The sequence below is a fragment of the Capnocytophaga cynodegmi genome (assembly GCF_002302475.1).
Lineage (GTDB): Bacteria > Bacteroidota > Bacteroidia > Flavobacteriales > Flavobacteriaceae > Capnocytophaga > Capnocytophaga cynodegmi.
Map to the genome: position 1 here is coordinate 1532161 of NZ_CP022378.1, position 25731 is coordinate 1557891.

General features: G+C 33.3%; 33 protein-coding genes. 7 read left to right on the forward strand and 26 right to left on the reverse strand.

Annotated features, from left to right (window positions below):
• Position 1: 1 nt before the first annotated feature.
• Positions 2–319 carry a heavy metal-binding domain-containing protein gene (locus CGC48_RS06720; protein ID WP_098028961.1) on the reverse strand — a complete coding sequence of 106 codons (318 nt, stop codon included), beginning with the start codon at positions 317–319 and terminating at the stop codon, positions 2–4.
• A gap of 121 nt (positions 320–440) precedes the next feature.
• On the opposite strand from CGC48_RS06720, the gene CGC48_RS06725 reads away from it, so the two are divergent.
• The 7 genes from CGC48_RS06725 (at position 441) to CGC48_RS06755 (ending at position 7635) form a co-directional block, all read left to right on the forward strand.
• Positions 441–1058 carry a hypothetical protein gene (locus tag CGC48_RS06725; protein ID WP_098028962.1) on the forward strand — a complete coding sequence of 206 codons (618 nt, stop codon included), beginning with the start codon at positions 441–443 and terminating at the stop codon, positions 1056–1058.
• A 13-nt stretch (positions 1059–1071) separates the two neighbouring features.
• Positions 1072–1623, forward strand: coding sequence for a hypothetical protein (locus CGC48_RS06730; RefSeq protein ID WP_098028963.1), 552 nt, complete (start codon positions 1072–1074; stop codon positions 1621–1623).
• 10 nt (positions 1624–1633) lie between these two features.
• Complete coding sequence (locus CGC48_RS06735) at positions 1634–2209, forward strand: hypothetical protein (protein WP_098028964.1); 576 nt, start codon at positions 1634–1636, stop codon at positions 2207–2209.
• A gap of 83 nt (positions 2210–2292) precedes the next feature.
• Entirely contained in the window at positions 2293–3981 is a 1689-nt protein-coding gene (locus CGC48_RS06740; RefSeq protein WP_098029787.1) for a glutamine--tRNA ligase/YqeY domain fusion protein, read from the forward strand.
• A gap of 53 nt (positions 3982–4034) precedes the next feature.
• Complete coding sequence (locus tag CGC48_RS06745; RefSeq protein WP_232780469.1) at positions 4035–4742, forward strand: hypothetical protein; 708 nt, start codon at positions 4035–4037, stop codon at positions 4740–4742.
• A 320-nt stretch (positions 4743–5062) separates the two neighbouring features.
• Complete coding sequence (locus tag CGC48_RS06750; protein ID WP_098028966.1) at positions 5063–5989, forward strand: phospholipase A; 927 nt, start codon at positions 5063–5065, stop codon at positions 5987–5989.
• Positions 5990–6141: 152 nt separating this feature from the next.
• Positions 6142–7635, forward strand: a complete 1494-nt coding sequence (locus tag CGC48_RS06755) for a YfcC family protein (RefSeq protein ID WP_098029788.1) — start codon at positions 6142–6144, stop codon at positions 7633–7635.
• A 149-nt stretch (positions 7636–7784) separates the two neighbouring features.
• Here CGC48_RS06755 and CGC48_RS06760 read toward each other — a convergent pair whose 3' ends face one another.
• From CGC48_RS06760 to CGC48_RS06885, 25 genes are all read right to left on the reverse strand, one after another.
• Positions 7785–8252, reverse strand: a complete 468-nt coding sequence (locus CGC48_RS06760) for a DUF302 domain-containing protein (RefSeq protein ID WP_098028967.1) — start codon at positions 8250–8252, stop codon at positions 7785–7787.
• A gap of 184 nt (positions 8253–8436) precedes the next feature.
• Positions 8437–9603: a hypothetical protein gene (locus CGC48_RS06765; protein ID WP_098028968.1), complete on the reverse strand. Its 1167-nt coding sequence runs from the start codon at positions 9601–9603 to the stop codon at positions 8437–8439.
• 259 nt (positions 9604–9862) lie between these two features.
• A complete protein-coding gene (locus CGC48_RS11785) occupies positions 9863–10993 on the reverse strand; it encodes a DUF6620 family protein (RefSeq protein ID WP_198537129.1) in 1131 nt (376 codons plus the stop codon).
• 116 nt (positions 10994–11109) lie between these two features.
• On the reverse strand, positions 11110–11832 hold the full coding sequence (locus CGC48_RS06780; RefSeq protein ID WP_098028969.1) for an SMI1/KNR4 family protein: 723 nt from the start codon (positions 11830–11832) through the stop codon (positions 11110–11112).
• A 10-nt stretch (positions 11833–11842) separates the two neighbouring features.
• A complete protein-coding gene (locus CGC48_RS06785) occupies positions 11843–12262 on the reverse strand; it encodes a hypothetical protein (RefSeq protein ID WP_098028970.1) in 420 nt (139 codons plus the stop codon).
• Positions 12263–12305: 43 nt separating this feature from the next.
• Entirely contained in the window at positions 12306–13238 is a 933-nt protein-coding gene (locus CGC48_RS06790; protein WP_098028971.1) for a hypothetical protein, read from the reverse strand.
• A gap of 60 nt (positions 13239–13298) precedes the next feature.
• Positions 13299–13736 carry an NTF2 fold immunity protein gene (locus CGC48_RS06795; protein ID WP_098028972.1) on the reverse strand — a complete coding sequence of 146 codons (438 nt, stop codon included), beginning with the start codon at positions 13734–13736 and terminating at the stop codon, positions 13299–13301.
• Positions 13737–13746: 10 nt separating this feature from the next.
• On the reverse strand, positions 13747–15099 hold the full coding sequence (locus CGC48_RS06800) for an SMI1/KNR4 family protein (protein WP_098028973.1): 1353 nt from the start codon (positions 15097–15099) through the stop codon (positions 13747–13749).
• 18 nt (positions 15100–15117) lie between these two features.
• Positions 15118–15549 (reverse strand): CTP synthase, encoded by a 432-nt coding sequence (locus CGC48_RS06805; RefSeq protein WP_098028974.1) that lies wholly within the window; start codon positions 15547–15549, stop codon positions 15118–15120.
• 35 nt (positions 15550–15584) lie between these two features.
• A complete protein-coding gene (locus CGC48_RS06810) occupies positions 15585–16607 on the reverse strand; it encodes a DUF7638 domain-containing protein (RefSeq protein ID WP_098028975.1) in 1023 nt (340 codons plus the stop codon).
• Positions 16608–16774: 167 nt separating this feature from the next.
• The gene (locus CGC48_RS06815; RefSeq protein WP_098028976.1) at positions 16775–17302 is read right to left on the reverse strand and encodes an LIC11966 family surface protein; all 528 of its coding nucleotides are present in this window, start codon (positions 17300–17302) and stop codon (positions 16775–16777) included.
• Between the two features lie 130 nt (positions 17303–17432).
• Positions 17433–18374, reverse strand: coding sequence for a hypothetical protein (locus CGC48_RS06820; RefSeq protein ID WP_098028977.1), 942 nt, complete (start codon positions 18372–18374; stop codon positions 17433–17435).
• Positions 18375–18416: 42 nt separating this feature from the next.
• Complete coding sequence (locus CGC48_RS06825) at positions 18417–18668, reverse strand: eL43 family ribosomal protein (protein WP_098028978.1); 252 nt, start codon at positions 18666–18668, stop codon at positions 18417–18419.
• 49 nt (positions 18669–18717) lie between these two features.
• Positions 18718–19089 carry a hypothetical protein gene (locus tag CGC48_RS06830; protein ID WP_098028979.1) on the reverse strand — a complete coding sequence of 124 codons (372 nt, stop codon included), beginning with the start codon at positions 19087–19089 and terminating at the stop codon, positions 18718–18720.
• Between the two features lie 38 nt (positions 19090–19127).
• A complete protein-coding gene (locus CGC48_RS06835) occupies positions 19128–19559 on the reverse strand; it encodes a hypothetical protein (RefSeq protein WP_098028980.1) in 432 nt (143 codons plus the stop codon).
• 48 nt (positions 19560–19607) lie between these two features.
• The gene (locus CGC48_RS06840; protein ID WP_098028981.1) at positions 19608–20477 is read right to left on the reverse strand and encodes a hypothetical protein; all 870 of its coding nucleotides are present in this window, start codon (positions 20475–20477) and stop codon (positions 19608–19610) included.
• A 33-nt stretch (positions 20478–20510) separates the two neighbouring features.
• Positions 20511–21080, reverse strand: coding sequence for a hypothetical protein (locus CGC48_RS06845; RefSeq protein WP_098028982.1), 570 nt, complete (start codon positions 21078–21080; stop codon positions 20511–20513).
• Between the two features lie 24 nt (positions 21081–21104).
• The gene (locus CGC48_RS06850; protein ID WP_098028983.1) at positions 21105–21335 is read right to left on the reverse strand and encodes a hypothetical protein; all 231 of its coding nucleotides are present in this window, start codon (positions 21333–21335) and stop codon (positions 21105–21107) included.
• Positions 21328–21693: a hypothetical protein gene (locus CGC48_RS06855; protein WP_157909881.1), complete on the reverse strand. Its 366-nt coding sequence runs from the start codon at positions 21691–21693 to the stop codon at positions 21328–21330. The genes CGC48_RS06850 and CGC48_RS06855 overlap by 8 nt, the downstream gene beginning before the upstream one ends.
• Positions 21694–21716: 23 nt before the next feature.
• On the reverse strand, positions 21717–21962 hold the full coding sequence (locus CGC48_RS06860; protein WP_098028985.1) for a hypothetical protein: 246 nt from the start codon (positions 21960–21962) through the stop codon (positions 21717–21719).
• Between the two features lie 135 nt (positions 21963–22097).
• Complete coding sequence (locus tag CGC48_RS06865; protein WP_098028986.1) at positions 22098–22976, reverse strand: leucine-rich repeat domain-containing protein; 879 nt, start codon at positions 22974–22976, stop codon at positions 22098–22100.
• A gap of 13 nt (positions 22977–22989) precedes the next feature.
• Positions 22990–23457, reverse strand: a complete 468-nt coding sequence (locus tag CGC48_RS06870) for a hypothetical protein (protein ID WP_098028987.1) — start codon at positions 23455–23457, stop codon at positions 22990–22992.
• 33 nt (positions 23458–23490) lie between these two features.
• Entirely contained in the window at positions 23491–24198 is a 708-nt protein-coding gene (locus tag CGC48_RS06875; protein WP_098029790.1) for a DUF2695 domain-containing protein, read from the reverse strand.
• A gap of 55 nt (positions 24199–24253) precedes the next feature.
• Positions 24254–24778, reverse strand: coding sequence for a hypothetical protein (locus CGC48_RS06880; RefSeq protein ID WP_098028988.1), 525 nt, complete (start codon positions 24776–24778; stop codon positions 24254–24256).
• Positions 24779–24798: 20 nt separating this feature from the next.
• The gene (locus CGC48_RS06885; RefSeq protein ID WP_098028989.1) at positions 24799–25728 is read right to left on the reverse strand and encodes a hypothetical protein; all 930 of its coding nucleotides are present in this window, start codon (positions 25726–25728) and stop codon (positions 24799–24801) included.
• Positions 25729–25731: the final 3 nt, after the last annotated feature.

Below are 25731 nucleotides of genomic sequence, written 5' to 3' on the forward strand. Positions count from 1 at the left end.
TTTAGATAACTACTGCTGTTCCACTGGCAGTTACCATTAGCATTCCGCCACTGCTACCAACAGTTTCGTAATCTAAATCAATGCCAACCACAGCGTTAGCGCCTATTGCCAAAGCACGTTGCTGTAATTCGGCAAGAGCTGTGTTTTTGGCTTCAATAAGTACTTTTTCGTAGGTGGAAGAGCGTCCGCCAAAAAAATCGGTAAGCCCAGCCATAAAATCTTTAATGACATTAGCCCCGATGATGGTTTCTCCTGTTACGATGCCTTTGTATTCTTTGATAGGATGTCCTTCCAATGTTGGAGTTGTTGATAGAATCATTTTGTAATTTTTTTAAAAAGTTACTTTCAATATAGCACAAAGGTAGAAAATTTATTCCAAAATTCGAAATATTTTGTACTTTCGCATCCAATGAAAATTTGTGAGAGTAGCGTGAAATACTATGAATTACAATCAAGAGATTAAAATTCTTCAGCAACAAATATCTGTTTCAATAGCTCAGGCTTTGAGACTGCTTAAAAATACCAACGGAGTAGTTTCTTTAGCTGTGGAGCAATTTCATCAGGAAAAGATCACGTATATTGGTGAGGAAACTGAATGTAATCCTGTTTTGGCTCGTGAATTTTATGAAAAATGTAATTATAATGCTGAAAAAGCGATTGCTGAAATTCTGAAAAAACCAGTTGTTTTTGCCACTTCTGTTGGTCAAGATAAAGGTAAAATAGGTTACTTTATTTGCGGATTAGACGAAAAATTTAATTCTTTTTCAGGAAAGAAAGGGATTTCTGCTTTTATTTCAGAATCTGATTTTGAATATATTAAAAGTGAGGTTCAATCTTTTTACCCGAGAATGAATTCGCTTTTTGATGAAATGGAAGAAGAATTCAGTGCGACTTCTGATAATGTTTTTGACAGGGAAAATTGTCTAAAGATTCTTGAAAAATTAGAACAAAAGGTATTTGACAACGAAAACATTACAAAGTTTGTGAATGATTTGGTTCATTGGTTTCGCAAACAATTGGAATATGCTCATTACATCAATTTTTACGGAAATTTATAAATTGAAATAGAAAATGAAACCAAATATATCAAAAGGATTGGAAGGAGTTATTGCAGGAGAGTCAATAGATTTTCTTGTATTTGCCAAGAAAAGAATGTTCCGAACAGTTGCGGTTTTCTTTATAATCTATGGTGTTTTTGGGGTTTTATTTTTCTTGGGGCTTTTAAACGATTTTTTGGTAAGTGATAAAGCTCATAAAAAACTTTTGATTTGGAGCTTAATTTTTTGTCTATTAACGATACATATTTATTTTTCGGTTGGATTAAATGGCTTTTTTAGAGATGGTGGCTATTTTGTAGGGACACCCACACGACTTATACATTATCAAAAAGGGATTTCAAAAATCTATAATTGGCAAGATTTTACGGGAAACATCGAAATGAATCCTAAAAAACATTATATCACGTTTTATCTTCATACTAACCACAAGGAAAAAGTTGACGATAGGAGGTATATCATTTGTGATATTGTAAATTTGCCCTATGTAGATGATGTTTTGCAAATAGAAAGAATCGCACGCAAAAGAATAAATGAACATAGAGATACCGATAAATATATTTTCTAAATAGTAAAAAATGTTACCAAAAGCATTGAGAGTTGTCATCAATGAAGAACGTATAATATTTTCTTGTTTTGCCAAACGAGAAGGGACCTTATCTTCCGCTATTGATAATTTTATTAGGGTAATGGTTTTCTTTGCATTTGTTTATTTGATATTATATGTAGAAAAAGAGTCCGTTTTAGAATTGACAAACAGTAAAGAATTCGAATTGAATTTAATCTTCCAAATGGATATTTACAAATTAGCGCTTGCTTTGTTTTTTATATTTAATGCTCTATTATATTTTTTACCTATAATTCGATTTATTTTCAGTAATGGTGGTTATTTTGTAGGCACCCCTACAAGGCTTATTCATTACAAAAAAGGAGATGTGAAAATCTATGTGTGGGAACTTTTTACCGATGAAATAGAAGCGGATATAGACAAAAACTACATTCGATTTACATTGAAAATTGGGAAATATGAAAGAAAAGACAAAACAGAAGTTTTCGTTCCCTATAAGGTTGAAGTCATTTCCGCAGAAAATGTTTCAAAAATAGAAAGAGTGGCTCGTGAGCGGATTCGTTCTCTCAGTCATTCAGCAAGATAACATTTTAAAAAGAAAAACCTTGTACTGAGTTTATATTTAATTTTCAAAAAATGGTTAACTTTGTAGCTTCAAATTCAAATTTTATGTCAGAGGAATTAAAAGAACAAAAATCAAATAATTTTATTGAAAATATTATTGAAGAAGATTTAGCAAATGGATTTTCTTCCAGCAAGTTGCGTTTTCGCTTTCCACCAGAGCCTAATGGCTATTTGCACATTGGTCACGCCAGTTCAATATGTTTGAATTTCGGATTGGGGTTGCGTTATCAATCGCCTGTAAATCTGCGGTTTGATGATACCAATCCGTCCAAAGAAGAACAAGAATACGTTGATGCTATCAAACGTGATGTGGAATGGCTCGGATTTGAGTGGGACAGAGAGTGTTACGCTTCCGATTATTTCCAAGAATTGTACGATTGGGCGGTACAGCTCATCAAGCAAGGAAAGGCCTATGTAGATGGGCAAACTTCCGAAGAAATCGCCAAACAAAAAGGAACGCCTACCCAAGCCGGTACTGAAAGTCCGTATCGAAATACTTCCGTTGAGGAAAATTTACAACTTTTCGAACGAATGAAAAACGGCCAATTTGAAAACGGAAAATATGTACTTCGTGCCAAAATCGATATGGCTTCGCCTAATATGTTGATGCGTGACCCAATCATCTACCGAATTATGCATTCAAGTCATCATCGTACTGGAAATCAGTGGTGTATCTACCCTATGTACGACTGGGCTCACGGCGAAAGCGATTATTTGGAGCAAATTTCGCACTCCATTTGTACGCTTGAATTTTTACCACACCGCGAATTGTACGATTGGTTTTTAGACCAAATTATTGACAAAGATAAAGTACGCCCCAAACAGCGTGAGTTTGCTCGTCGAAACCTATCGCATACCGTTGTGAGCAAACGAAAATTGTTGCAACTGGTCAACGAAAAACACGTTTCGGGTTGGGACGACCCGCGTATGCCCACCATATCAGGCTTACGCAGAAGAGGTTACACGCCCGAGTCTATCCGAAAATTTGCTGACACCATCGGAATTGCCAAACGCGAAAATTTGATAGATGTTTCATTATTAGAGTTTTGCATTCGCGAGGATTTGAACAAAAAGGCAAACCGAGTAATGGCTGTGCTTGACCCTGTTAAAGTGGTGATTACCAATTATCCCGAAGGAAAAGAAGAATGGTTAGATGCTGAAAATAATCCCGAAGAAGAGGTTTTGACATTCCGAAAAGTGCCTTTTTCGAGAGAAATTTACATAGAAAGAGAAGATTTCAGAGAAGAAGCCAATAACAAATTTTTCCGATTGAAATTAGGTGGGGAAGTTCGCTTAAAAAATGCGTATATTATTAAGGCAGAAAGTGTTGTAAAAGATGAAAACGGAAATATTACCGAAATTCATTGTACGTACGACCCCGATAGCCGCAGCGGAAGCGGTACAGAGGCGAGTAAACGCAAAGTGAAAGGTACATTGCATTGGGTATCAGTTCCTCACGCATTGGAAGCAGAAGCACGTATTTACGACCGATTATTCACCGTTGCCGAGCCTGACCGCCAAGAAAAAGACTTTTTGGAATACGTAAATCCTGATTCACTTAAAGTGACTACCGCTTATGTGGAACCGAGCTTGAAAGATGCCAAAGTAGGCGAAGGCTTTCAATTCCAACGATTGGGTTATTTCAGTCTTGACCCTGATTCAACCCCCGAAAAATTGGTTTTCAACAAAACCGTTGGACTGAAAGATACTTGGGCGAAGGTAGAAGAAAAATAATGATTTAGGTAAGGGCAAAAACTTGCCCTTGTTTTTTATAAAAATATTTAAAAATGAAACATAAAATTTACGTATTTGTCTGTTTTATAGGGTGCCTCATTTTGGCTTCGTGCAGTACTATGAAGTTAAAGGATGGAAGAAAAAATATAACTCAAATAGGGCAAATAGAAGAAGTAGCTATGATTGCCCAGAATGAGAACATACAACATCATTCTCGAAAAATAGGACATTTTATCTTAAAAGAGGATTTTAACATAGAATGGAAAAATCTTAGGAAAAAAATGACTGACTTTGCCAATGAAAATGGAGGGAATTTGTTTGAAATATCTGAAATTGGCTTCGGAAAGAAAGGACATGTTTTTTATGTGGAAGGAGAATTGTATTACAACGAAAATCTGAGAGAAATTCGTTCTCAATTCAATGAAAATTGTGCCATACACATTATTCGTCCGAGCTTTGGGAATCCTTTAGGTTCAACCTTCACCATAAATATTGAAATTGATGGAGATAAATATGAAAAAGTGTCTCACAAACAGAAACCTATTAAAAAGGAATTTTCCGATTGTGATAAAGAGGTGGAAATTTTCACCAACAAAAGCAGGAATGTAGTAAAGCTTAATGGAACTCCAAAGTATTATTTCGTTGCACGGGAAGGAGGAATGATGGCTACTGCAGGGGGTGTGGGAATCAGTGTTGGGGAAGTTACCTTAACAGAGATAGAAGACAAAGATTTTGGAAGAGTTATGATGTATCAGTATTAATTTTTTAAGGAGATTTTATAACAGATTTTATGTGCTAATGTCCATAGAGAAAACAAGATTTTATCTTATTCTTAATCGTATTTCCTTCAAAAAAATAAAAAGAAAGAAAACCACGACCAAAATCAACCTATTTTGGTCGTTGTTTATTTTTAAAAGAGAGTGATTTTTTCATTTTTATTAAAAAAAGTTAGGTGAAAGGCTTGGTAAATTGCCAAAAATCAAAAATGAAACTATATTTGCCCGCTTAATATCTATTTCTGCAAAAAGGAATTAGATATATTTTTTGTTTTTAATGTTTAAGAAAATACAGAATTTAAAAAATGAGAAAATTACTTTTTATGTTGTTCTTAATTGTTGGTTCTATTTTGGTTAGTTATGCTCAGGAAACAGAACTTCCTCAGCCTAAGGAGTTAAATAAAGAGTTGAAACACGGACGCTTAGGGCGTACACTCTCACAAATGTTTGAAATTAGTGATGACGACCAAAAAGGAATGTTCCGACCAACTTCCTACAAGTCGATGTATGTGATTCCGTTTCGGTGGACGGATAAATTTAACAGACAACCAATAAATTTCAATTCAAATAGAGGAAATCCGCCATATAGAGATTATCAAAATGTAGAAGCAAAGTTTCAAGTTAGTATAAAAACGAAAATCTGGCAAGATGTTCTTTGGGGTAAAGGTGATTTGTGGGTTGGATTTACACAACAGGCTTACTGGCAAGTGTTTAATGCGGAACTTTCTCGTCCTTTTCGTGAAATTAATTACGAACCTGAAATAATGTATATTATGCCTTTGAACCTTTCTGCTGGGGATTTTAAGTGGCGAATGTTAGGTTTGTCGGTTAATCATCAGTCTAACGGAAAGGAACAATTATATTCTCGCAGTTGGAACAGGGTGATATTAATGACGGCCTTTGAGTGGGATGAATTCATTTTCTTGGCTAATTTCTGGAGAAGATTTTCCGAGAAAAATGACGAAGATGATAATCCCGAAATAGAAAATTACATCGGGCGTTCTGAGTTTAATCTTTATTACAGCACATCACGTAATATTTTTCATTTGATGTTCCGTAATAATCTTAACTTCAACAAGAATAGAGGATTCGCAGAATTGACCTATACACATCGCTTCAATTCAGGATTGAGGCTTTTTGCCCAACTTTCCCACGGATATGGAGATTCACTTATCGAATACAATCACAAACAAACAACCATTGGAGTAGGAGTGTCATTATTTGAATTTTAACAGAAGTATTGAGTTTTTTGAATGTAAGAAATTTTAGACTAAATCAAAAAAGTAAAATTGAAAGGAGAAGTTTTTCTCTAAAAGAATTCAAAAAAAGATTTAATGATACATTAAAAAATGCGTATTTTTGTCGTCCCAAAACGGTTTGTAATATGAAACGATTTTTAAAATTTCCAACGCCCTATACGGTGTTGATGATTGTTATTGTTATTGCGGCAGGATTGACTTTTTTGTTGTCTTCGGGTAAGTACGATACGCTTTCTTACGATAGTGTACAGAATGTATTTGTTATAAACTCGAAGGGAGAAACGCAAACCTTACCAGCCACACAGCAAACCCTGACCGAAAAGAATATTTCCATCAGTATTGAAAAATTCAAAGAAGGAAAAATTAAAAAACCAGTTTCTATCCCAAATACATATGAGCAAGATGAAGCCAAACCGCAAGGTTTTTTAGAAATCCTTTATGCTCCGATTAAGGGAATTTACGATACGATTGATATTATTTTATTCGTATTAGTTTTGGGTGGTTTTATCGGAATTTTTAATAGCTCGGGGACGCTGAATGAAGGGGTTGGCTATCTGGCTTACAGGCTGAAAGGCAGAGAAGGAATTCTCATTATTTTAGTGTTTACGCTCATCGCTTTAGGGGGCACTTTTTTCGGTTTGGCAGAAGAAACACTCGCCTTTTATCCGATGCTTATTCCTGTGTTTTTGGCAGCAGGATATGATTTGATGGTCCCTCTGGCTGTGATTTATTTGGGTTCTTGTGTAGGGACGATGGCTTCGACAGTAAATCCGTTTTCGGTTATTATCGCCTCTGACGCAGTAGGAGTTGATTGGACAACAGGGCTGGTAACACGCCTTGTAATGCTTGTACTTTCAACCGCAATTAGCTTGGTGTATATCATTCGCTATGCAGAAAAGGTAAAACGCAACCCACAAACATCAGTGGCGTATGGTGCGTCGCTTCCTGAATCGTTACATAATGAAAAAGCAGTTCCTGTGGAGCAACTTAAGTTGTCAAGTAAACTTTTGCTTGTTGTTTTTGGGTTGTCTTTTCTGGTGATGATTCTTGGTGTTTCGCAATGGGGTTGGTGGTTTGAGGAAATGACGGCTTTATTTTTAGTTGCTTCTGTAATCATTGCTATTTTGCAGCGTACGGGCGAAGAACAATCGATCGCTCATTTTTTGACAGGTGCGAAAGATTTACTGGGTGTGGCTTTTATCATTGGGATTGCCCGAGGAGTTACTTTCATTCTTAATGACGGACAAATCTCAGATACGATTCTTTATTACTCGTCGAACTTAGTAAGCGGAATGTCTCCTGCGTTGTTTTTGCCCGTGTTGATGTTTATTTTCGTAATACTTACCTTGTTTATTGCTTCTTCATCAGGAATGGCAGTAGTAACGATGCCTATTATGGGCGGATTAGCATCGGTGGTGGGAGTAGAGGGGCAAAGTGTGGTAAATGCCTATTTATTTGGAATGGGATTGATGAGTTTTATTACCCCAACGGGACTAATTTTGCCTTCACTTGCAATGGTAAACCTCAACTATAAACAATGGTTGCGGTTTGTGTCGCCTTTGATGCTTATTTTGGTGGTTTTAGCCATTGGTGTTTTATTGGTAGAATATTATTTGTAGATAAGCAATAGAAAGAGAGATGATTTCAGAATTCTGAAATTGTTTCTCTCTGTAAAAATCAAAGATAATTTTCTTGTTTTGATAGGGAATAAGTTAAAAAACTCCCAAATATATTTTGGGAGTTTTTTTATTTGAAAAATTTATTTGTTTTATTGGCAATTTTTATTTCCTGAAGCCTCTTTCACGATATTTTCCATTAGTTTTTGCATCTTTTCCAAAATAGCTGTGTTTTTTAAGGGATATTTGTCTGCCAAAAGTTTTACATTCGTAAAGACCAACGATGTTTTTTGCTGATTGTTCTCCACAACAGCAATTTTTAGTGGTAATTCTAAAGCTATATTAGGATTGTCGAGCATCAGTAATGTTCCTACTTTTGGATTTCCAAATACAATTACATTGCTTTTAGGCATTTTCATTTCAGATTTTGTTGCATTTTGCTGATGGTCAAAATTTGCAAAAATAGTCAGTTGTTTTTCTTCTAAAGATTGCAACAAACGATTTAATGTTGTTTCAAAATCATATTTACTTACCATTGACTGAATTTCTTTTTGGTTATTTTGCCCGTGCAGATTCGCAAAAGAAGATAATAATACAAGAATAAAGTAGATTTTTTTCATAGTTGAAACAAAGTAAAGGTGAATACCGCAAAAGTAAACAAAATTAAATAATCAATAACTTTAGGAGTGATTTTTTAGTGATAATCTTTTATGATTATTTTGGTGTAAATTATTGAAAATTAAGGTGTTTTCTAAAAAAAGTAAAAAAATAAAAAATGCGACCCCAAATTAGGTCGCATTTATGTTATTCATATGTGATTTTATACGTAGTTTCAGCTTTTTGAATGTTAGTGGTGCTGGTGGTGTGAATCTTTGTCAGCTTTGTAAATGTTTTTTCTTCCCCATTGAGTGTATATGTGAAATCGTATTTTTCTATTTCGTCATATGGTACATAATCAGTTCCGTTTATGTTTGCTTTTTCGTGTTTGCGGATAACTACTACAAATTGGTGTACATTTCCTAAACTTGAATTTGAAAGGACTTGATATGTTCGTTCTTTTTCTGTTCTATTATTAATTTGTTCTATAGTTTCCTGAACTTCATTCCATATTTCATTGATTTTTTCTACATCACTATCGGTATAATTGGTTTCTTTTACTTGTTTTGAATAGTAGTGTAAAAATCTTTTTTCTTTTATTTCCGAAATATACCCATCGTTATAAACATATTCAAAATCACGTTCCGACTTGCTGTATTTTACGGCATTATTTTCCTCTTTTACAATTGATTTTATCAAATTTTTAGTTGGTTTTCCCCAGTTGAAGGGATATGAGTCTTTGAAATAATTGAAATGCCCTAAAGCCCAATTATCATTTAGGAAAAAACTTGGTAAAAATTGATTTTTATTCTCTGTTTCGTAGTAATCGTATTTGATAATTTCTTTGCCATTGGTCATTTTAATGATATTCTCGTTATCCCAATGATATTTGTAGTTGCCGTTACTTGTTAGTTGTTGCTCATTGTTATATCCAAATTCGGAAACGATTAACGAATCTCGTTGTTCATATTCTTTTTTGATGATATTTGTTTGGTCGTTCAATAAAAAGGTAACCTCTCTTTCTTCCTCTCCTTCCGTTATTTTCGCAAGAATGTTTTTGCCTTCATAGCTTATCTGAGAAGAATAGAACTGCTCATCACCTTTAGTGATTGCCACATTTGTTATCTGATTATTGGTGTAGGTGAAGTATGTTTTGTAATTTTCTGTTACAGAAACTTCTGATTCAATCTCATCATCATAAAAATATTTCGTAGAAGCAGTTTGTATTTCCTTTATTTTTCTTTCATATTTTGAGTTTAAAGTAGGATTTTCTGTCTGTTGTTGCTGTTTTATTTCAGGATTGTTATTTTCCTTTTCACAAGAAGTTAAAAATAAACCGCTAATTAAAATTCCGCATAAAAATCTCTTTCTCATCATTCAATATTTTTTTAAAACGCTGACAAAAGTACATTTGTTTTTTTAGAAAAGAAAGAAAATATTAACGGAAAACTAAATATTAACAAATTTTTATGAAAAATCAATTAGGAAATAATTTTTACAATTTTATGAATTGAAATATAGCATAAATGATGGATTTTTTATAGAAGTTCTTTTGTGTTTTCAGCAAAATATGCCACTATAAAACAAAAACAGAACGCTTTTACCTTCAAAAGCGTTCTGTTTTTACGTTTGCTTAAAATTCAATATCATCAGCGATATTTCCTCCATTTTCTTCAGCGAATTTTTTGGCATATTCTTTTTGCTTTTGTTGCTGATACGGAAGCATATTAATCATATTTCCCATCCATTTCATCGCCACACTTTGGAAATCACCGAGCGAGATTCCGTAATTGTCCTCAATCCATTTTGCTCCGTCTAGTCCAGCTTCGTAAGCGGCTTGTCTTGCTCCACAAAGTTCATAATAAAACTTCTCATCGGTAGAAATTCGGGTCAGATAATCCTCATTGGATTGGTGGTTGGTTTGTTTGCCTAGTTTTGGATGTAAATGTGCCTGTCCGAAATATTGCCCGTAGAGAGACATAACTACGAAAGAAGTGTCTTGTTGCATTCGTTTTATCCAAAGCTGATTGGCTTCGTCCCATACTGGAAGCTCAATGCCTAATTTCTTGCATACTTGCTCATCACTCATTCCGTTTGCCATATTGGAAGCTGCGGCAGCGTAATCCTCAAGTGAAACACCGTGAATGGGTTGTAGAAGTGGATTGTTAGTATCGTGCTTCATGTTCATAAACGGATTGACAAATCCGCTGTAGTTAACAGAGGGTTCGTCGTCGTAATCATCATCTTCCTCATCGTCTGCCTCGTATCCGTGTCGTTCAAGAAATTCATCACTGAAACGATTTAGCTTATCCATATTTTTTTGGATACGTTTGTTATTTTCATTCAATTGAGCTTGTTCCTCAGGTGTACCTCGTTTTCCTTCAGTTCGTAGTTGGATAAGAGTTTTGTAACCATTGTCCATCAAATCATCATAAAACAGGAAGAATTTGATAGCAGCTTCAACAAAAGAATTGTCGCCTTCGTATGCTCCAAGTTGCTTTACTTCACTGATATAATGTTGCAAATCTTTTTTCCACTGCAAACGCACTTTTTCGGCACGAATATAATCTTCATCGTCCATTGCATCATTCATATCTTCCATATTGTAATCACATTTATTGATGATACAAATGATTTCGTTGTTGTATTCTACTTCGTTATCAAAAGTTCCTTTGGCGTAATACACGCCTTCTTCCTCGTTCCAGCCTCCTTGAAAGGATTTTTCTTCTTTTTTTCTTGGTTTGTTAAAAAATTTTCCGAACATATTGTTTGTTTTATTAATTGATAAATAATAACGTCTATTTGTAAATAAAATGTGGTGTCTACATAACAAAAAATTTGATGAATGACAGAAAATAAATAAAAACAATTTTAAAAAAATCACATTTCGTCTTCCCAATCTTCATCATCTTCGTAAGAAATATACGACCATTGCAAGTTCAAATCTTCTAAATTATCAAGCAAATTATCAAATTCTTCTTGTTGCGAACTTCCTAAAAATAGAGCCGTAGCCTGTCCTTGCAGATTGTTATTTACCTCAAAACTGATACTAATTACTGCAAATTCGTTTTGATAAATTTCTTGCTCCACAAAACTAATTTCTTCAATCTTTTTGAAGTTTTCTCGGACGTATTTCACCGCTTCAGGACTGATATATGAATTTTCTTTAAAAGCATTTTTCAAAGCGTTGGCATTATAAGTAAGTCCGCCTAAAACGCCATTATAGATTGCCATATAAAGCCAGAAATCAGAAGTTTTTTGGGTTTGTATTATCCAATTAGGTTTTGCTTCTGAACCATAATTTCCCCACACAGGCGGATTATCCAAATGCAAATCATTTTTATGAATTCCCCAAGAAACAACACCTTGATTTTCTTCATAAAAACAGAGAAAATCTCCAACAAAACGTATGTTTTCAGGACAAAATAAATAATTATGCGACTGATTGATACATTCGGTATTGCCAAACTCCAAATAATACTCACGCAGAGTCTTTGGAAATGAAATATTTAAGCGTTTTTCTGTTAAAAGTAGTTCCTTTTCGGAAAATCCTTTGTATTCGCTTTCTGGAAGTTGGTATATTTTCTTGATTTCTGCTAACATTTAGTATTTTTTATTGATTATAAGTTAAAACCATACCAGCGAAGAAACTTTTTGGGTTGTAGAAGGCATTTATTTTTCCCCAAGGAAATTCTGTATCTCCAAGTGTTTTGATAAGCCATTTTTCGTATGATTTTTTCTTCTGTAATTCTATTTTCTCATCGAAGTCTTCCCAAGAAAATGCTTTTTCGTAAATGCCTCTAAAGCCGAATATAATCATATGTAGTTGTTCTCCTTTGAAGCAAATATCTGCATAAAATTTTTGATTTTCTACGATAATGTCCTGAAAATAAATCCAAAAAGAGCCCGTTCCTACCTCCCAATATTCATTGTTGTGAAATAGATTCCTTAATTCACTATAAGTTGTTGTTTTATTTATTATGATGTTGTCTATCAAAAGAAAATCTCCGTTTTCGGTGTCAATTATTTTCATTGAATTTTATATTATCTATTTTGTTTATAATCAATATAATATGTTACAAATTCAGGGCGGAATTTATCCAACCAGTTTCAGCATAAAGGTTTTCAATTTTGTCAAGTTCAGCTTTGGGTTTCTTGCCCCAAACGCTATAAAGGGTTTTCAGTTTGGGCAATTGTTTGAGCTTAGCAAAATCTTCTACGTTTATTTTCAGAGGTTTATCGTGGCTGGTTAATACCAATCGTTCCAGATTTTCATAACGAAGCAGACTTTCTACATCGTTAAAATTGGGGCAAGTGTACATTTCAATACTTTTAATTTTTTTAGGATTTTTTAATTTTGGAAAATTGACCAGATGACTATTATAACTGATATTTACATTTTCTAAATCCTCTAAATCAGTTATAAATGAGTGAGTTGTCAGTTTTGACAATGCAAATAAACTCAAGTTTCTCAAATGCGGGAATTTTTCGCCAAGTAAAGCTTCTGACTTTAAACTGCTATGAATGTACAATTCGGTAAGCTTTTCATTTTTTTTGATTAAGCTCAAATCTAGTGATTTTAAGTGTAATTTTTGCAAGTTCGTTTGCAAATTAACGAAATCGTGCTGTGATTTATTGCCTAAACCTTCCAAAAATTCTAAGAATTCTAATTTTTTTGAAGAAATTGATTTAAAAGAAATCGTTTTTTTAGTTGATTGACCCAATCTTAGTGATTTTAAATCAAAGTTGGTAAGTTCATTTAGGCTTTCCAGAGGATTGTCATAAGTTGGTAACAATGAAATATGGCGGATATTGGTCAATTGTGTTAAAATTGACATTGTTACACTTTTTGATAGAAAAATCAACACAAAAACTTCGTTTCCTTCCTCTGCTTTTTTATCAACAATGTGTAATTTTTCAGTATCAATGTGGTTTTTGATACTGATATAAAGAGGTTCGGTATTGATTATTTTATCAAATGTAAGTGTGTTTAAATCAATGTACTGCATTATTTAATTTTCGATATTTATTTTTCTGATTTGTGCTGAAATCCAAGTTTTTTGATATAATCAAAACAATTGCCGTGATTTTTTCCATTTATCGTAATACATAAATGCCATTTGGTCTATTTTCCACGCTCCTTCTTCTAAAACCAAAGTGTAAGTTTTTTTCTCACCGTCTTCCAATGCAACATCTATTTCATATTTTTTGTCATTAATTTTTCGTTCAGATGTGATTACTTGATTGTATTCAGGTGGAATTTGATAAGTTAGTGTTGTGCGTCTGTCCTGTTTTAAGGAAAGTGCCTTTTTTGACAAAAATCTATCCTGAATAGCAATGATTTCGGAGCGTCTTTTCTCGCGTTCTTCCGTTAAATTACACTTTTGCAATTGGGACAGAGCTTCTTCACTTCTGTCATTCAGGAGGTGTTGAATTTTAGCTCCCCAAAACTCTTCAAAGTTTTTCATTTCAGTGATAAATTTTTCTAAAACTTCCTTTGCTTCCATAAATTTTATTTTAAAAATCCATTTTCAAAATCTCTTCCACCGAAAGCCCAAATTCTTTTAGGCGGTGATTGAGATTGTTATACACATAATGTTCTTCCTCGTTTTCTTCTGGGAAACGAGTCGCAACCTGCTTGTAATGTGGAAGTAATGCCTCGTTTTTGATTCCATTTAATGCTTGTAAATCAGTCATTACCACAAAAGATTTTTCATCATACAACCCTTTTATAAAAATATCCAAGTATTTTTCTTTATTTTTCAGTTGTCCTAAGGTGTAAAATGCATCTGAACGGATTTTATAATCCTTATTTTCGGTAAAAGGAGCTATCCATTCGCCATAATCCAAGTCCGTTTCTCTCAGCACATAGCCACAAAATCGGAAAATCTCTTCATCGGTGATGTTTGGCAATTTTTCACGGATAATTGGTAACAAATCTCGACTATCTTTCTTCTTATTTTGAGAATACCAGACAATATTCTGAAAAAATCGTAATAAATTATGTTCTGCAAGTTGTGAAAAGTACTTTTTGGCTCTTTCAAAGTCAGAAATACACAAAATTGTGACAAAATATTGAAAATAGAAATCCTCTTTTTGTGTATAATCCTCTATTTTATTTAAAATCTCCGCAGGGAGAGGTGGTTTTTTGTGACGAAGTCCCAGTAAAGCATCAGTTTTTTCTTCTTTATCAGAAGAATTTTCAAAAATGGAAAGTAATTCTTCTGCACTTCCGCCCATTTGATAGCTAAATCCGTTGGATTGGTACAAAATTTCGCCAGAAATTATCTCATCGAGCCATCGTTCGTACCAATCCAAGAAATTTTTCTCAAAAGCGAAGTGTGGTTTTTGAAAATCAATGTCAATATTTACAACCCGTCCGCGATGTTTTCCCTCCAATACAATGGCAGTATCGTAAGTGCAGCCTTGTGTGCCGAAAGTAAGTAACGAACCAAATATTTTGCCTACTTCCTTATCATAATCTTCATCGGAAATGTTTTCATCATCAAGTTTTGCGACAATTTTATCCCAATTTTCATCGTTCATTTTGGGATAAATTACGCACGGAAAATAAAACCCCTCCTTACTTTCTTTGATACATTTTTCAACGGGATAAATCCCATAGAAAGGAGCGGCACCAGCAAATTGTTTTTCTCCGCCATTGCCAATATACAAAAGAAAACTTCGGAAACAATCAGGAAATGAAATTTTATATTTTTGTTCTAATTGTTGTAATTTTTCTTCTGAAATAGGTTTTCCAAGCTCGTATTTGTGACTTTTTGCACCAAAAACTTTAAATTCTTTATCAATCTCTTTAGCTTTCTGTAACTTTTGTTTGATTCGGGTGATTTGTTCTTCAAAAAGTGTCATAAATTTTATTTTATTGGATTAAACTATAGTAAAATCTTCATAGAAAGTTAATTTTTCTCTGCTGAAAGCTATCAAAAGGAGTTTTTCAGGGATTTTTTTCTTTCCAAAACCTCCCAGACTGATGCCCAGCGTTCGGAAAGTGATGTAATGCTTCCCTTCTACAAAATCAGGGTCTACTTCCTTAAGTTTTTCTAATCCTAAACCGAAAATATCGTAATTTTCAATGATAGGTGTAGTATCTTTTGAGCAAATTACCTGATTTAGGATATAATCATTACCTTGTTTGTCATAAATAAGCTCTTGTGCGTGGCGAAATTCGGTAATTCTTCCCATAATATTATCTATTTCTATTCTGGAAGCCTCTCCAAATTGCTCTATAATCTCTTTTTGAGTCTTTCCGAAAGTAAAATCGCCCACACTTTTGTAAGATTTGATGATGATTTTATTCATAAGCTAACTTTTTGACTAATTTGAATGTAAAATTATCATTTATTTCTTTTTTCTTCATCTTTTATCTCTGGAATTTGAATGTTTGGAAGCTCATCGCCCAATTTTTTAGCTAATTGATAATGCGACCAGTTCTCAATCTCCTCTTTTCCGTAGATAATCATTCGTATCTCGATGTCTTTGGTGTCCATATCGCCTAAATATATACGCTGATGTTCAGGAACTCGCTCGTAAGCCTCTTTCAATTGATTTTTGTTGGTTTCAGTAGGGTTGTTTTTAAATTCATTAAAGGCTTTTTTGCAAAGCTCAAAGTATGTTGGTTCGTTATTTAGCTCTCTGAAAGTCTCTTCTAATTCGTCCAATATATCTTCTATATCATTGTTCCACGATTCTTTATCAATAGTGAAACTTCCTAATCCATAGATGTTTATAATAGTATTTTTAGATGGATTGGTAATGATTTTTTTCTCTGCTACGAGCTTTTTAAACTCCTCAAAACCTACCTCAAAGGGTGTTTCAAGCCTTGTTATTTGTAAAGTTCGGTCAGCAAAAAGCAAAACTTTTACCAAATGACATATCTTGTCCTCTTTATAGAAAAGATTTATCTTTTTTCCGTGTGTTTTTTCATTATTGAATGGCTTTTCTGGGTATTTTTCTTTATAAATAGTTCCTTCTCCATTCTCTCCGATAGTAATTTCGCCAAGTTTTTTCTCAACATAGGTGTAAATATTCTTCCATTGGGGGTTCATTTCTCGAATTAGACTTTCTACATAGTTAATAAAGCTGTTTTTATTAAAAATCCACTTGGAATTTTTAATTTTCCAATTACCCAGATTAAAAATAGAGATATTTTCTCCGTCAGGAATGCCCAAAACCACCCATTCTTGTTTTATTTCATCTTTGAAAATCTCAAAATCGTGGAAATTCCAGCAATAAACTCTTCCATTTTCGTAAACATCTAAGTCCACGAAGTGATAACCACCATTTTGGATAATTGCAGGAATGGAAACACCTTGTATTTCTTGTGTTTTGTAAACTTTATTTGAAGGTTTGAATGTCATAACGTTTTTATCTTGAAGTTATTTTGATGAAAAAGATTCTTTCTTTGCGAAATTATATAATTTAGAGATAATAAAGTGTGCTTTTTGATTGATTTTTGTAGTAAGAATAAAGAATTTCGCAGAAAAAAGCTCTCCGCGAAATTCATTGTCGAAACATTGCTTATATGTTAATCGTCTTCGTGTTTTTCAAGGAAATCATCACTAACTTCATTGAATTTGTCGGCAAGTTTTTGCATTAAGTTATTATTCTCTTTGAGTTGGGCTTGTTCTTCGGGAGTACCTCTTTTTCCTGCCAATCGCATAGCAATAAGTTTTTGATATCCGTTCTTCATTAGTACATCGTATGACTCAAAATACTTAATAGCAGCCTTTTGTAGCGTGTCGTCACCGTTGTAAGCTCCCAATTCGTTTACTTGAGCAATATAATTGGGAATGTTTTTAATCCACTCCAAACGAACCTGTTCGGCACGAGCATAATCCTTGTCGTCCATTGCTTCGTTCATTGCCTCCATATTGTCGAGAGTTACATTGGTAATACAAACAATTTCGTTGTTGTATTCTACTTCGTCATCGAAAGAACCTTTGGCATAGTAAACACCTTCTTGATTTAAGCCTTCAGGGATATTCATCTGGAAGTTATCTCCCATAGCTTTTTTCATTTCTTCTTGCATTTTTTTCATTAAATCTCCAAACATAATTTTTTAGGTTTTAATATTAAACAAATTTTTAAATTATGGAGCAAAGGTATTTTCGCAAGGTAAAAATTCCTAAAAATGAGCGACTACAAAGTGTCTACAACAGAAGAATATTTATATAATCATTGTCTTAAGAATCTCTTTCGATGTTGGAAATCAGGTTTTTAAATTCTTCTTGTGGGATACCTCTTTCCCCGATGTACTCGAAAAGCTCAATGACTATTTTTTGGTTTTCAGGTTCAGTTTGCATCAAAAGTTGTATGATGTTTCGGTATAAATCAGGGTTTTCATAGAAATTATAGCCATCATAGGTCATTAAGTCGTGTACTTCACGAAAAAAAACTTTTTTGTTGGCTTGTTCAAGAACGGGAACAATATTTTTTACCACTTTCCACACAGCTAATCGCCAACGAAAATAAGCAGCAAATATTTCTTCAGGGGTTGAAGTGTTTTTGTTTGCAATTTTTTCGTAGCGTTTTTCTTCTTTTTTGGTGCGTTCTTCAGCTAAATCTTTGGCGATAAACTCTAATTCTCGCATTTTTGTACTGGGGACAAAAGTATTTTGAGTTTGGCAATACGGACAAGGAATGTAAGTGGCGATAAAATATATTTCGTTGATATCTAATTTGCCTCCGCATTGCGTACAATGGAAGTTGTCTTTGATTTGGTTGTATTCATCGATGATTTCCTGAAGAGTGATTTCGGGAGATTTTTCTTTCACATCTTTGAAAGTGTCTTCGGAGAGGTTGCGAATTTGGTCTTTCCAGTTTTCAAATTCATCGTGTATTTTCCGAAACCATTTTTCTTTTATATTGCCTTCGGGAGTTTGTTTTTCTCGAATTGTTGGTTCGTGAAACTGAATTTGATTGTCAAAAACTTCTTGAGCTTTGTTGATTATGCTGGTAAATTGCCCCTGAATTCCCATTTTGAAGTTAAAAAAACTTCGTTTGTGAGGGTCAATGTCATCATTATAAAAGTCTTGTACAGAAGATTTTGTTTCTTTTGCAAGTTCGTTGGCACGTTCGGTTAATTTGTTTAAAAAATTCTCGAATCTAATGTGTAATTCTTCCATTTTATATGTGTTTGATGTTCAAATTTTGTTTCTGCAAGGAGGTTAAAACTTTTGGCTATTATCTTCTTTTTTGATGTAAATTCCTTCATCAAGTTTATTGCTGATAAATTCATAACCGCAATAGGCACAATGTGTTATTCCTTCGTGTTTTGCTCTTCCTGCTCCACAATTTGGACAATCTTGTGTGTCAAGTTTTGCTTGTTCTGTTTGGAATTTATCATCGCCATATTTTTTCTGCTGTTGTGTTTTTAGTTTCATCTTCTCTACAAAAGATAATTTTTTATTTTCTTCCATTGGTAAGCGATTTTTATTGATATAACATTTTATTCCAGTAAAAATAGAGTTAAACGCTGAAATATTTGAATAAAAACTTCGGGAAATGATTATCCGTGTGATACTCTCCAATGATGTAGCCCAAATGCTCTTTTCCTTCAAAGAAAACACATTCTACTCCATATTCAGTAGGTTGTTTGGTGCTTTCATTATAAGTGAAAATTTCTAAGTAATCTTGTCCGCTGACTTGCTTCTGCATTTCTTCTATTGGGAAAATTCTTAATTTACTCAGGTCTTCCACAAAATCAAGCATTTCGTAAATTTCTTCCAAAAACTCTCCCGAAATATCAAACTTTTCGGCTAAGGTTTTGAAATCCTTTGTTTTGTAGCTTTCTATGAAATCTGAAATAGCAAAATAAATTTCTTCTTTAAGTGTTTGCATATTATTTAATTTTAGAAAAAGTTAATGCAAAATGCTTTTTATTCATTATCAATAGGTTGATTAGTAAGGAGTTTTTGAAATTTAGTGAAATTATCAGCGTGTTTTTCGCAAAACATATCGCTGTACCAGGTCCAAACCGAACCGTTGTGTAGATTGATGAACAGAAGTCCCTCGTTTAGGCTCCCAATCACGAAACCACTTTCTACTTCTTCGGGAGTGATATAACATACATCTTCACGAAAATCAATCATTGAAAAATCCAATTCTGACTTGCTTAACCACTGATAGTTAGCATTGTTTTTATCATAAGTATTTGAAAGTAATTGGCTTTCTGTCCAAATTTCTACTTCCTCACTAAATTGGTTTTCTGTGTTTGGGTACATTGTTAGCCAAAAATCTTGTTTCTCATAGCTGGTTATGAAATCTAAATATTCCTTTGGAAGGTTTCTTCCTAAATGTTCTGTAATCATATTGTTATATTTTATTTTGAGTTTATTTTTACACTATTTTTTGAAAGTTTATAAATTTATAGTTGTTTGTCCCCACCATTGTTCCTCTCCTGTTTTTGTAATTTTGAAGTAGCTGAAGATGAGTGTCCCATCGTGGTATTCCATTGAAGCAATATCGGAAAGGATTTCTCCGTCTTCGTTTTCTTCTGGTTCGTAACCTTCAATGATGATTTCTTCGCCAAATTCCATTGTTTCGGGATTAAACAGAAAATGACGTGCACTATATTCATTGGAAACAATCCAACATTTGTCCGTTATTTTGCTGATTCCTCCATAAGAAAAATCCTCTGGAAATGTGAATGTTTTCAGCGTTTTTAGGTCGGGATAGGAAACTATGAAAATGGTATCTTCATAGAAGTTAAGTAGTAAAGCCTTTGTGTTGTTATCGAATGCAAACAAAAAACATGCATTACTTTCTATTTCACGCTGAATTTCTATTTTGTTAGCTTTTACGGACAAAAAATACTCTTGTGAGCCATCTTGTCCTCCGCAAAAATCAATGGCAACGCTTGTTTTCTCGGGAAGTAACGTAATTATAAAGCTCGAATCGTATATCACATCTTCCATTTGGGTAGAAGCGAGTTGTTTTCCTGTGTAATCGTAAACAAAAATGCTTACTAATTCCTCATTTTCACGACGAACGAGCCAAATCCACTCATTACGCGGGTCGAATTTTGCATAACAGATACTTTCTTTCAGTTCCCAAAGTTTTTGACGTTCAAAATTCCATACCGAAAAGGTTTCATTCTGCTTGTCCCATTTCAGAAGTAGTTTATTCTGCTGGTCAATGTCAAAACTTATCCAGTCCGATACAAAGTTATCGAGATTTATAGTATACTTTGGGTGATAATTCGTTTTTGTAAAATTGCGTATAATCATATTTTTTATAATTACTTTTTTGTTGTAAATCGCTCAAAATTGTTTGTATTTATGTTCATTTTGAAGATAACGAAGGCAGTATTTTCTTGTTTCTGCTTCGCCTCGTGTGTGTTCTATTTTCTGATATAAGGCTTTGACTTTTTCGCTAAAACCTCCAATTTTGCGACTGCATAAAACGCGCATTGTTATATAGCCCCAAGAGATCGGGATTTCGCTTAAAGTTTTCACGTAATCAGTGATTTGCTTATCCATTTTAGCATCTTCCAAAGTGTATAGGAAATTAATTCTTGCCTCTGCAGAATATTTTTCGTTGTAAAAAACCTCTAAAATAGCGTTTTGCACTTTTTCAGATTTTGCCAATTTCGGATAAAAACGCTTTAAGCCTGTACCTACACGCAGGGCAATGGTGGCAAGTTCGTATTCGTATTCTTGCTTTGCCCACGAGTTGGCAAGGCGAAACGGCTCTTGAAAATTGTCAAAGGCAAAATCTACCGCTTCAAAAAAATGTGCTACTAAAGTATCTTCGGTAAAACTTTGATTTTCATCAATAAAGCGATATAACATCGCTAGCATTTTATGGTCTTTTTCGGTCAATTGTTTCATTTAATTATAAGTTAAAGATTAATTTTATTTTTTTAGAAGCCACGATTTTAAAATTTGCTTAAAGTCGCCCCAGCCAATAATCGCCAGGCATTCGCAGATTCGTACTACTGTGTTCCATTCGGTAGCATTCTGATAATGAGAAAATTTCAAAAACGCGTGTTGTAATTGTTCTCGTAACTTGATTTGATTTTCGGAAGAAACAAGGAATTCTTCAATTTTGTGTAATTCATTGATTTTTAAAATTTTATCAAGCATTGTTCTCTCTTTTAATTTCTATTTTGGAGTTTTCAAATTTGTATTCTAACCAACTTTTAGAAGTGGCACTATATCCTTTGATAATCAAACTATTATTTTCTTTAAAGATTTCTTGTATCAACTCAAAAGGTTCTATTTCATTTTCCGAAATATCTTTTATTTGATGGTTTCCAAAAGGTATATCTGATGTAAAATGTTTACCACTAAACTCAGACCAATTTTTAATTTTGATGGAGATATAAGACGAATACTTTTCTTGAAAATTTGTATAATTATCTAAAATACAGATTGTTATTTCTTTTTTACGGCTAATCATTTGAATTACAGGACAATCGCTAATATTTATAATGTTAAACATTGTTTTTGTTTGATTTTCTTTTTTCATAGAATTTCTTTCGTCAATAGTGTTTCTCCACGATATTTTTTCTCATATTTTATCAAAATGCCATTATGAAAATAGCCAATGTAATAAGCACACTCGTTTTCTTGTTCAATAGCTTGTTGCTCACTGATTTCTTCATACAAATAGGTAGGTTTAGCGGATTTTTGTTTATGCAAATCGGAACACGATAAGAAAAAACGCTTTTCTATAGTTGTTTTTTGCTCTTTTAATGAGTTTTTTGTCATAATATGGTTGTTTTTACAAGAAATCGAAACAAAAAATGATAAAATCAGACTAAATTTAATAATTTTCATTTTATCTTCTTCATAGTGTGAAACTGCTTTTGAGTACCTAATTCTTTTCTATTGAATTTCATAATGTTATTTTTTCTGCAATTCGTTCAGAATCGCGGTCAATTCTTTATTGGAGTGAGTGTAATTGGGCTTTTTCGTTCCGAAATAAACTTCTTTTAGTTTAGCATCAACAGCTGGTTGTAAGTTCCCATCTGTCAGTTCTTTAAATTGCAAAAATTCTAATTTTGGGCAATCTTTCACAAAATTAATATTTTGTATTTTTTGTAGAAAAATAGCTTTTTGTAAAGTTCTGGATTTCAGTTGAATGTCCTTCAATTTTCGACAAGATTCAATATTCAGTATTTTAAGATTTTCACAACCGCCTACATCGTTGACATCCTCTAATTTACTGCCCATTTGTAACCAAATTTCCTCCAAATTTGACAAATTTTCCAATCCTTTAGCAGTTTTGCATAAAAATTGAGCAAAACGAACCTTTTTAAGGTTTTTTAGTAGTGACAAACGGCTAAAATTTTTATCAGAAAAATGACGAATTTGGATATATTCCAAACGTTCACTCTTTTCAAAATTGATGATATTTTTATGCAAAGCACCAATAAATTCCGTGAGATTTTTGCATTGCGAAATATCGAAAACTTCGTTATTTTCAGTCTGAAAAATATCATTGAACCACATCAGGTTGATTCTCCGTAAATTGGGTAGGGAATAGAGAGCCTCGAACCCTGTGATTATCGTATCATTATCGTGAACAATAGTCAAATCCCGAATGCTTTTTAAATCTTTCAGGTAAGACAAGTCAATTCGTTTTACTTTATCCCAACCAATACCTCCAAAACTTATTGTATCATATTGATTTTGTATGATTTGCTCACGAACATATTCGCCTTCTGGAGCATATCCACTGAATATATTTCCTGTTGGGAAAGTTTCAAATTTACTTTTCATTTCTTTTTCAAAATTAGATGTTTTCTTTCAAAAATAGAGACCAATCATCATCTTCATCTTTAAAATGGAGGATATGATTTCTATACTTATCTCCAAAAACATAATCTTCTACAAATTCTGTAAAACTTGTATCAATGTTTAGCATATCTCTGTATTTTTCGGCATCAAAATGTACATTTCCAGTATTTTTGTCCATAAAAACAGGTTCGTAGAGTATTTGTCCAATTTCATACATTGTGTTTTTGGTACTTTCAGGAACTCGGTATTGGCTGTCCAGAATTTCCGCAGTTCCCCATAGTACTACATCTCCAAAATAGCCACCATCACAAATTTTTAAGAAATTTTTGTGCTCATCGGTTAGTAAATTTTCGACTTCTGTGTTAAAATGTGTTGCTCCGTCGGGTATTGCTCCAATCAAAATAGCGTCTTCCAAAGCATTTAGCCGATTTCTGTAATGTGAAATTAAATCTTTTATCTTCATATTTTAAATTAAAATTATTTGTAAATCAAAGTATTATTTTATTGCGTTTAATAATTTTTCCAATTCTTTTAGGTCGCCTTTGTAGCGTTGATTTTCAGTGTAAATTTCTAAATACCACATGTTTGTGTTTTTAGGTTTGCACCATATCACTACACGAATATTGTTTTGCGAACGCAAAATAACCAAATGATATTTTTCTAATTCTGAACGTTCAATAGTGTGATTTTCATAATCTTTTAAAAAGAATGTATCATTTTTCCATTGATTTTCAGGAAAATTTTCCTTCAGATTTGCCAAACAAACATTCATTCCTTTTCCAATTTGAAAATAATATTTCTTGTTTTCCTGCTCAATACCTTCGGTCATTTTCCAAGGCTGAGGTACTGCATCGATTTCGAATCCAAAATTTGTGTGTAATTTGTTGATTTTTTGCTTCTTTTCAAGGATTTGTTTGAACTCTTTGGGGATTTCCACAGGCTCTTCCCAAGTATTTTCTAAATGGCTAAAAAGCTCAGTTACATTGTACAAAATCTCACAATCGCAATATCCACCATTGTCTGCCAACCAATCAATTACTTGATGCGGATTTTTAACTTTGTGTTTTGTCAGAAAAGTGAAAGTATTTTCGATAGTATGTTTGCAACTCTTTTGTTGTAATTTTTCATTCAAAAAGGTAAATAATTTAGGAAAAAGTGCTTCTTCCATTGGCAAATCTGTTAAAAATTTTTGTTTTTCTCCCATTTGAATTGTTTTTTGTTTGCTTAAATATTTTTTATTTATGGCTATTATTTTTAAATTATTTCCAAATTTTCGCAACAATTTCTTCTATTGATAATTCGTGCCAATTACCGTTTTTATCTTTTTGGCTGTTGAAAAAATCTGGCTTGTATCGCTTAAAATTCAACTCCAAAAACTGACGAAAATAATTATGACTGTAAAACATATAGGGCATAAACTGCTCCTGAAATTGATTTTCACACTCAAATTCATTATTGCGAATGATAGTAACAAAGGCTTGTAAATCATCACGCGTAAGGTTGTCGTGCTTTTGGGCTTCGGGCATCGCCAAATCAAACGCAAAAACCTCAATGCCATTGCTTTCCCACCATTCCCATAGCCAAGTTTCGGACAAATCTTTGCCTGTCAGCTCACTTAAATAAACCTCCATTGCTTTGTATTCGGCATCAAAAACCGCTTCTGGGGTATCATCAGGCTGAGCATCCCAAAAGGTTTCATAATCTTGCAATCTCTTTAAAATCAGAGGGTAGAGTTTTTCTGTGGTTGCCCAGTCGGGACGTAATTCTTGCCGAAGTGTGTTCATACTTTTTAATTTATTATGTATTAGATGTTTACGTTTATTACTTTTTTATCTCCTGATGCGTGAGCAATTGCCAAAATTAATTGCTTTTCTTCAAAAAAATGAAGAATAGATGTGCTTTTAGGTGCAGTGATTTCGTTAATTATGCTTTCTTTTTCGATAGAAAACTGCCAAATTTTGCTGTCTCCGATTAAAAATAATGAATTTTCATCGTTTGAAAGCATAATTTCATTAAAATTAAACTCAAAATAGTATGTTTTCTGTTGTTTTTCAGCAGAAATAATTAAAATTTGACTTAAAGGTTTGATCGTGTCGGTATTCATACCGCCTGTTTTAAATTGTCCTAATTGAAAATAAAAATTTCCTTTTTTATCCTTTGTGCCATCGTGAAAAACTTGGGTTTCCAGTACAATTTCCAAACTATTGTTTGGCAAATTATAACGTTGTATAACGCCATTTTTTGAGCTGAAAATCAGATAATTATCTGTATCTTCTTTGATGATATTACAACACCAATCTTTTTTGGTGACTTTCTTTTTTAAGAGTTTGTTCTCCAGATGATTAAATACAGAAATTGTTTTTCCTGCGTAATTCATCATCACAAAATTCCCTACATCATCGCTTTGCATAAAATCGGTATATTTGGGTATGCTCTTATCAAATTTTTCTTCGATTTGTAGTGTTTCTCGATTGATTTTGAATATTTTACTATCCGTTATAGCAAAAATAGATTTGCCTTCAGGCGAAAAATATAGACATCGAACCATACTGCGTATCAACACATTAGCGGTCTCTTTACCTGAAAGAAAAGAAATTCTACGCAATCGCATTGAGCTATACATCGAAGTCCAGCCATCTGCCAGATAAAATTCATCAGGCGAGAAAGGGTCAGGAGTTGGAGGAAGGATTCCCACAATACTATTTTTAAATGTTGTTTCCCAGAGGATTTTCATACG

Excerpts from the sequence above, each read along its gene's own strand:
- CGC48_RS06765 (WP_098028968.1), bottom strand. The coding sequence starts at position 9,603 with ATGAGAAAGAGATTTTTATGCGGAATTTTAATTAGCGGTTTATTTTTA.
- CGC48_RS06750 (WP_098028966.1), top strand. The coding sequence starts at position 5,063 with ATGAGAAAATTACTTTTTATGTTGTTCTTAATTGTTGGTTCTATTTTG.
- CGC48_RS06780 (WP_098028969.1), bottom strand. The coding sequence starts at position 11,832 with ATGTTAGCAGAAATCAAGAAAATATACCAACTTCCAGAAAGCGAATAC.
- CGC48_RS06820 (WP_098028977.1), bottom strand. The coding sequence starts at position 18,374 with ATGGAAGAATTACACATTAGATTCGAGAATTTTTTAAACAAATTAACC.
- CGC48_RS06855 (WP_157909881.1), bottom strand. The coding sequence starts at position 21,693 with ATGTTTAACATTATAAATATTAGCGATTGTCCTGTAATTCAAATGATT.
- CGC48_RS06805 (WP_098028974.1), bottom strand. The coding sequence starts at position 15,549 with ATGAATAAAATCATCATCAAATCTTACAAAAGTGTGGGCGATTTTACT.
- CGC48_RS06730 (WP_098028963.1), top strand. The coding sequence starts at position 1,072 with ATGAAACCAAATATATCAAAAGGATTGGAAGGAGTTATTGCAGGAGAG.
- CGC48_RS06800 (WP_098028973.1), bottom strand. The coding sequence starts at position 15,099 with ATGACACTTTTTGAAGAACAAATCACCCGAATCAAACAAAAGTTACAG.
- CGC48_RS06860 (WP_098028985.1), bottom strand. The coding sequence starts at position 21,962 with ATGACAAAAAACTCATTAAAAGAGCAAAAAACAACTATAGAAAAGCGT.
- CGC48_RS06845 (WP_098028982.1), bottom strand. The coding sequence starts at position 21,080 with ATGAAACAATTGACCGAAAAAGACCATAAAATGCTAGCGATGTTATAT.
- CGC48_RS06810 (WP_098028975.1), bottom strand. The coding sequence starts at position 16,607 with ATGACATTCAAACCTTCAAATAAAGTTTACAAAACACAAGAAATACAA.
- CGC48_RS06825 (WP_098028978.1), bottom strand. The coding sequence starts at position 18,668 with ATGGAAGAAAATAAAAAATTATCTTTTGTAGAGAAGATGAAACTAAAA.
- CGC48_RS06865 (WP_098028986.1), bottom strand. The coding sequence starts at position 22,976 with ATGAAAAGTAAATTTGAAACTTTCCCAACAGGAAATATATTCAGTGGA.
- CGC48_RS06840 (WP_098028981.1), bottom strand. The coding sequence starts at position 20,477 with ATGATTATACGCAATTTTACAAAAACGAATTATCACCCAAAGTATACT.
- CGC48_RS06720 (WP_098028961.1), bottom strand. The coding sequence starts at position 319 with ATGATTCTATCAACAACTCCAACATTGGAAGGACATCCTATCAAAGAA.
- CGC48_RS06740 (WP_098029787.1), top strand. The coding sequence starts at position 2,293 with ATGTCAGAGGAATTAAAAGAACAAAAATCAAATAATTTTATTGAAAAT.
- CGC48_RS06795 (WP_098028972.1), bottom strand. The coding sequence starts at position 13,736 with ATGGAAGCAAAGGAAGTTTTAGAAAAATTTATCACTGAAATGAAAAAC.
- CGC48_RS06755 (WP_098029788.1), top strand. The coding sequence starts at position 6,142 with ATGAAACGATTTTTAAAATTTCCAACGCCCTATACGGTGTTGATGATT.
- CGC48_RS06815 (WP_098028976.1), bottom strand. The coding sequence starts at position 17,302 with ATGTTTGGAGATTTAATGAAAAAAATGCAAGAAGAAATGAAAAAAGCT.
- CGC48_RS06735 (WP_098028964.1), top strand. The coding sequence starts at position 1,634 with ATGTTACCAAAAGCATTGAGAGTTGTCATCAATGAAGAACGTATAATA.
- CGC48_RS06790 (WP_098028971.1), bottom strand. The coding sequence starts at position 13,238 with ATGCAGTACATTGATTTAAACACACTTACATTTGATAAAATAATCAAT.
- CGC48_RS06760 (WP_098028967.1), bottom strand. The coding sequence starts at position 8,252 with ATGAAAAAAATCTACTTTATTCTTGTATTATTATCTTCTTTTGCGAAT.
- CGC48_RS06870 (WP_098028987.1), bottom strand. The coding sequence starts at position 23,457 with ATGAAGATAAAAGATTTAATTTCACATTACAGAAATCGGCTAAATGCT.
- CGC48_RS06850 (WP_098028983.1), bottom strand. The coding sequence starts at position 21,335 with ATGCTTGATAAAATTTTAAAAATCAATGAATTACACAAAATTGAAGAA.
- CGC48_RS06880 (WP_098028988.1), bottom strand. The coding sequence starts at position 24,778 with ATGAACACACTTCGGCAAGAATTACGTCCCGACTGGGCAACCACAGAA.
- CGC48_RS06745 (WP_232780469.1), top strand. The coding sequence starts at position 4,035 with ATGAAACATAAAATTTACGTATTTGTCTGTTTTATAGGGTGCCTCATT.
- CGC48_RS11785 (WP_198537129.1), bottom strand. The coding sequence starts at position 10,993 with ATGTTCGGAAAATTTTTTAACAAACCAAGAAAAAAAGAAGAAAAATCC.
- CGC48_RS06885 (WP_098028989.1), bottom strand. The coding sequence starts at position 25,728 with ATGAAAATCCTCTGGGAAACAACATTTAAAAATAGTATTGTGGGAATC.
- CGC48_RS06875 (WP_098029790.1), bottom strand. The coding sequence starts at position 24,198 with ATGGGAGAAAAACAAAAATTTTTAACAGATTTGCCAATGGAAGAAGCA.
- CGC48_RS06835 (WP_098028980.1), bottom strand. The coding sequence starts at position 19,559 with ATGATTACAGAACATTTAGGAAGAAACCTTCCAAAGGAATATTTAGAT.
- CGC48_RS06785 (WP_098028970.1), bottom strand. The coding sequence starts at position 12,262 with ATGAAAATAATTGACACCGAAAACGGAGATTTTCTTTTGATAGACAAC.
- CGC48_RS06725 (WP_098028962.1), top strand. The coding sequence starts at position 441 with ATGAATTACAATCAAGAGATTAAAATTCTTCAGCAACAAATATCTGTT.
- CGC48_RS06830 (WP_098028979.1), bottom strand. The coding sequence starts at position 19,089 with ATGCAAACACTTAAAGAAGAAATTTATTTTGCTATTTCAGATTTCATA.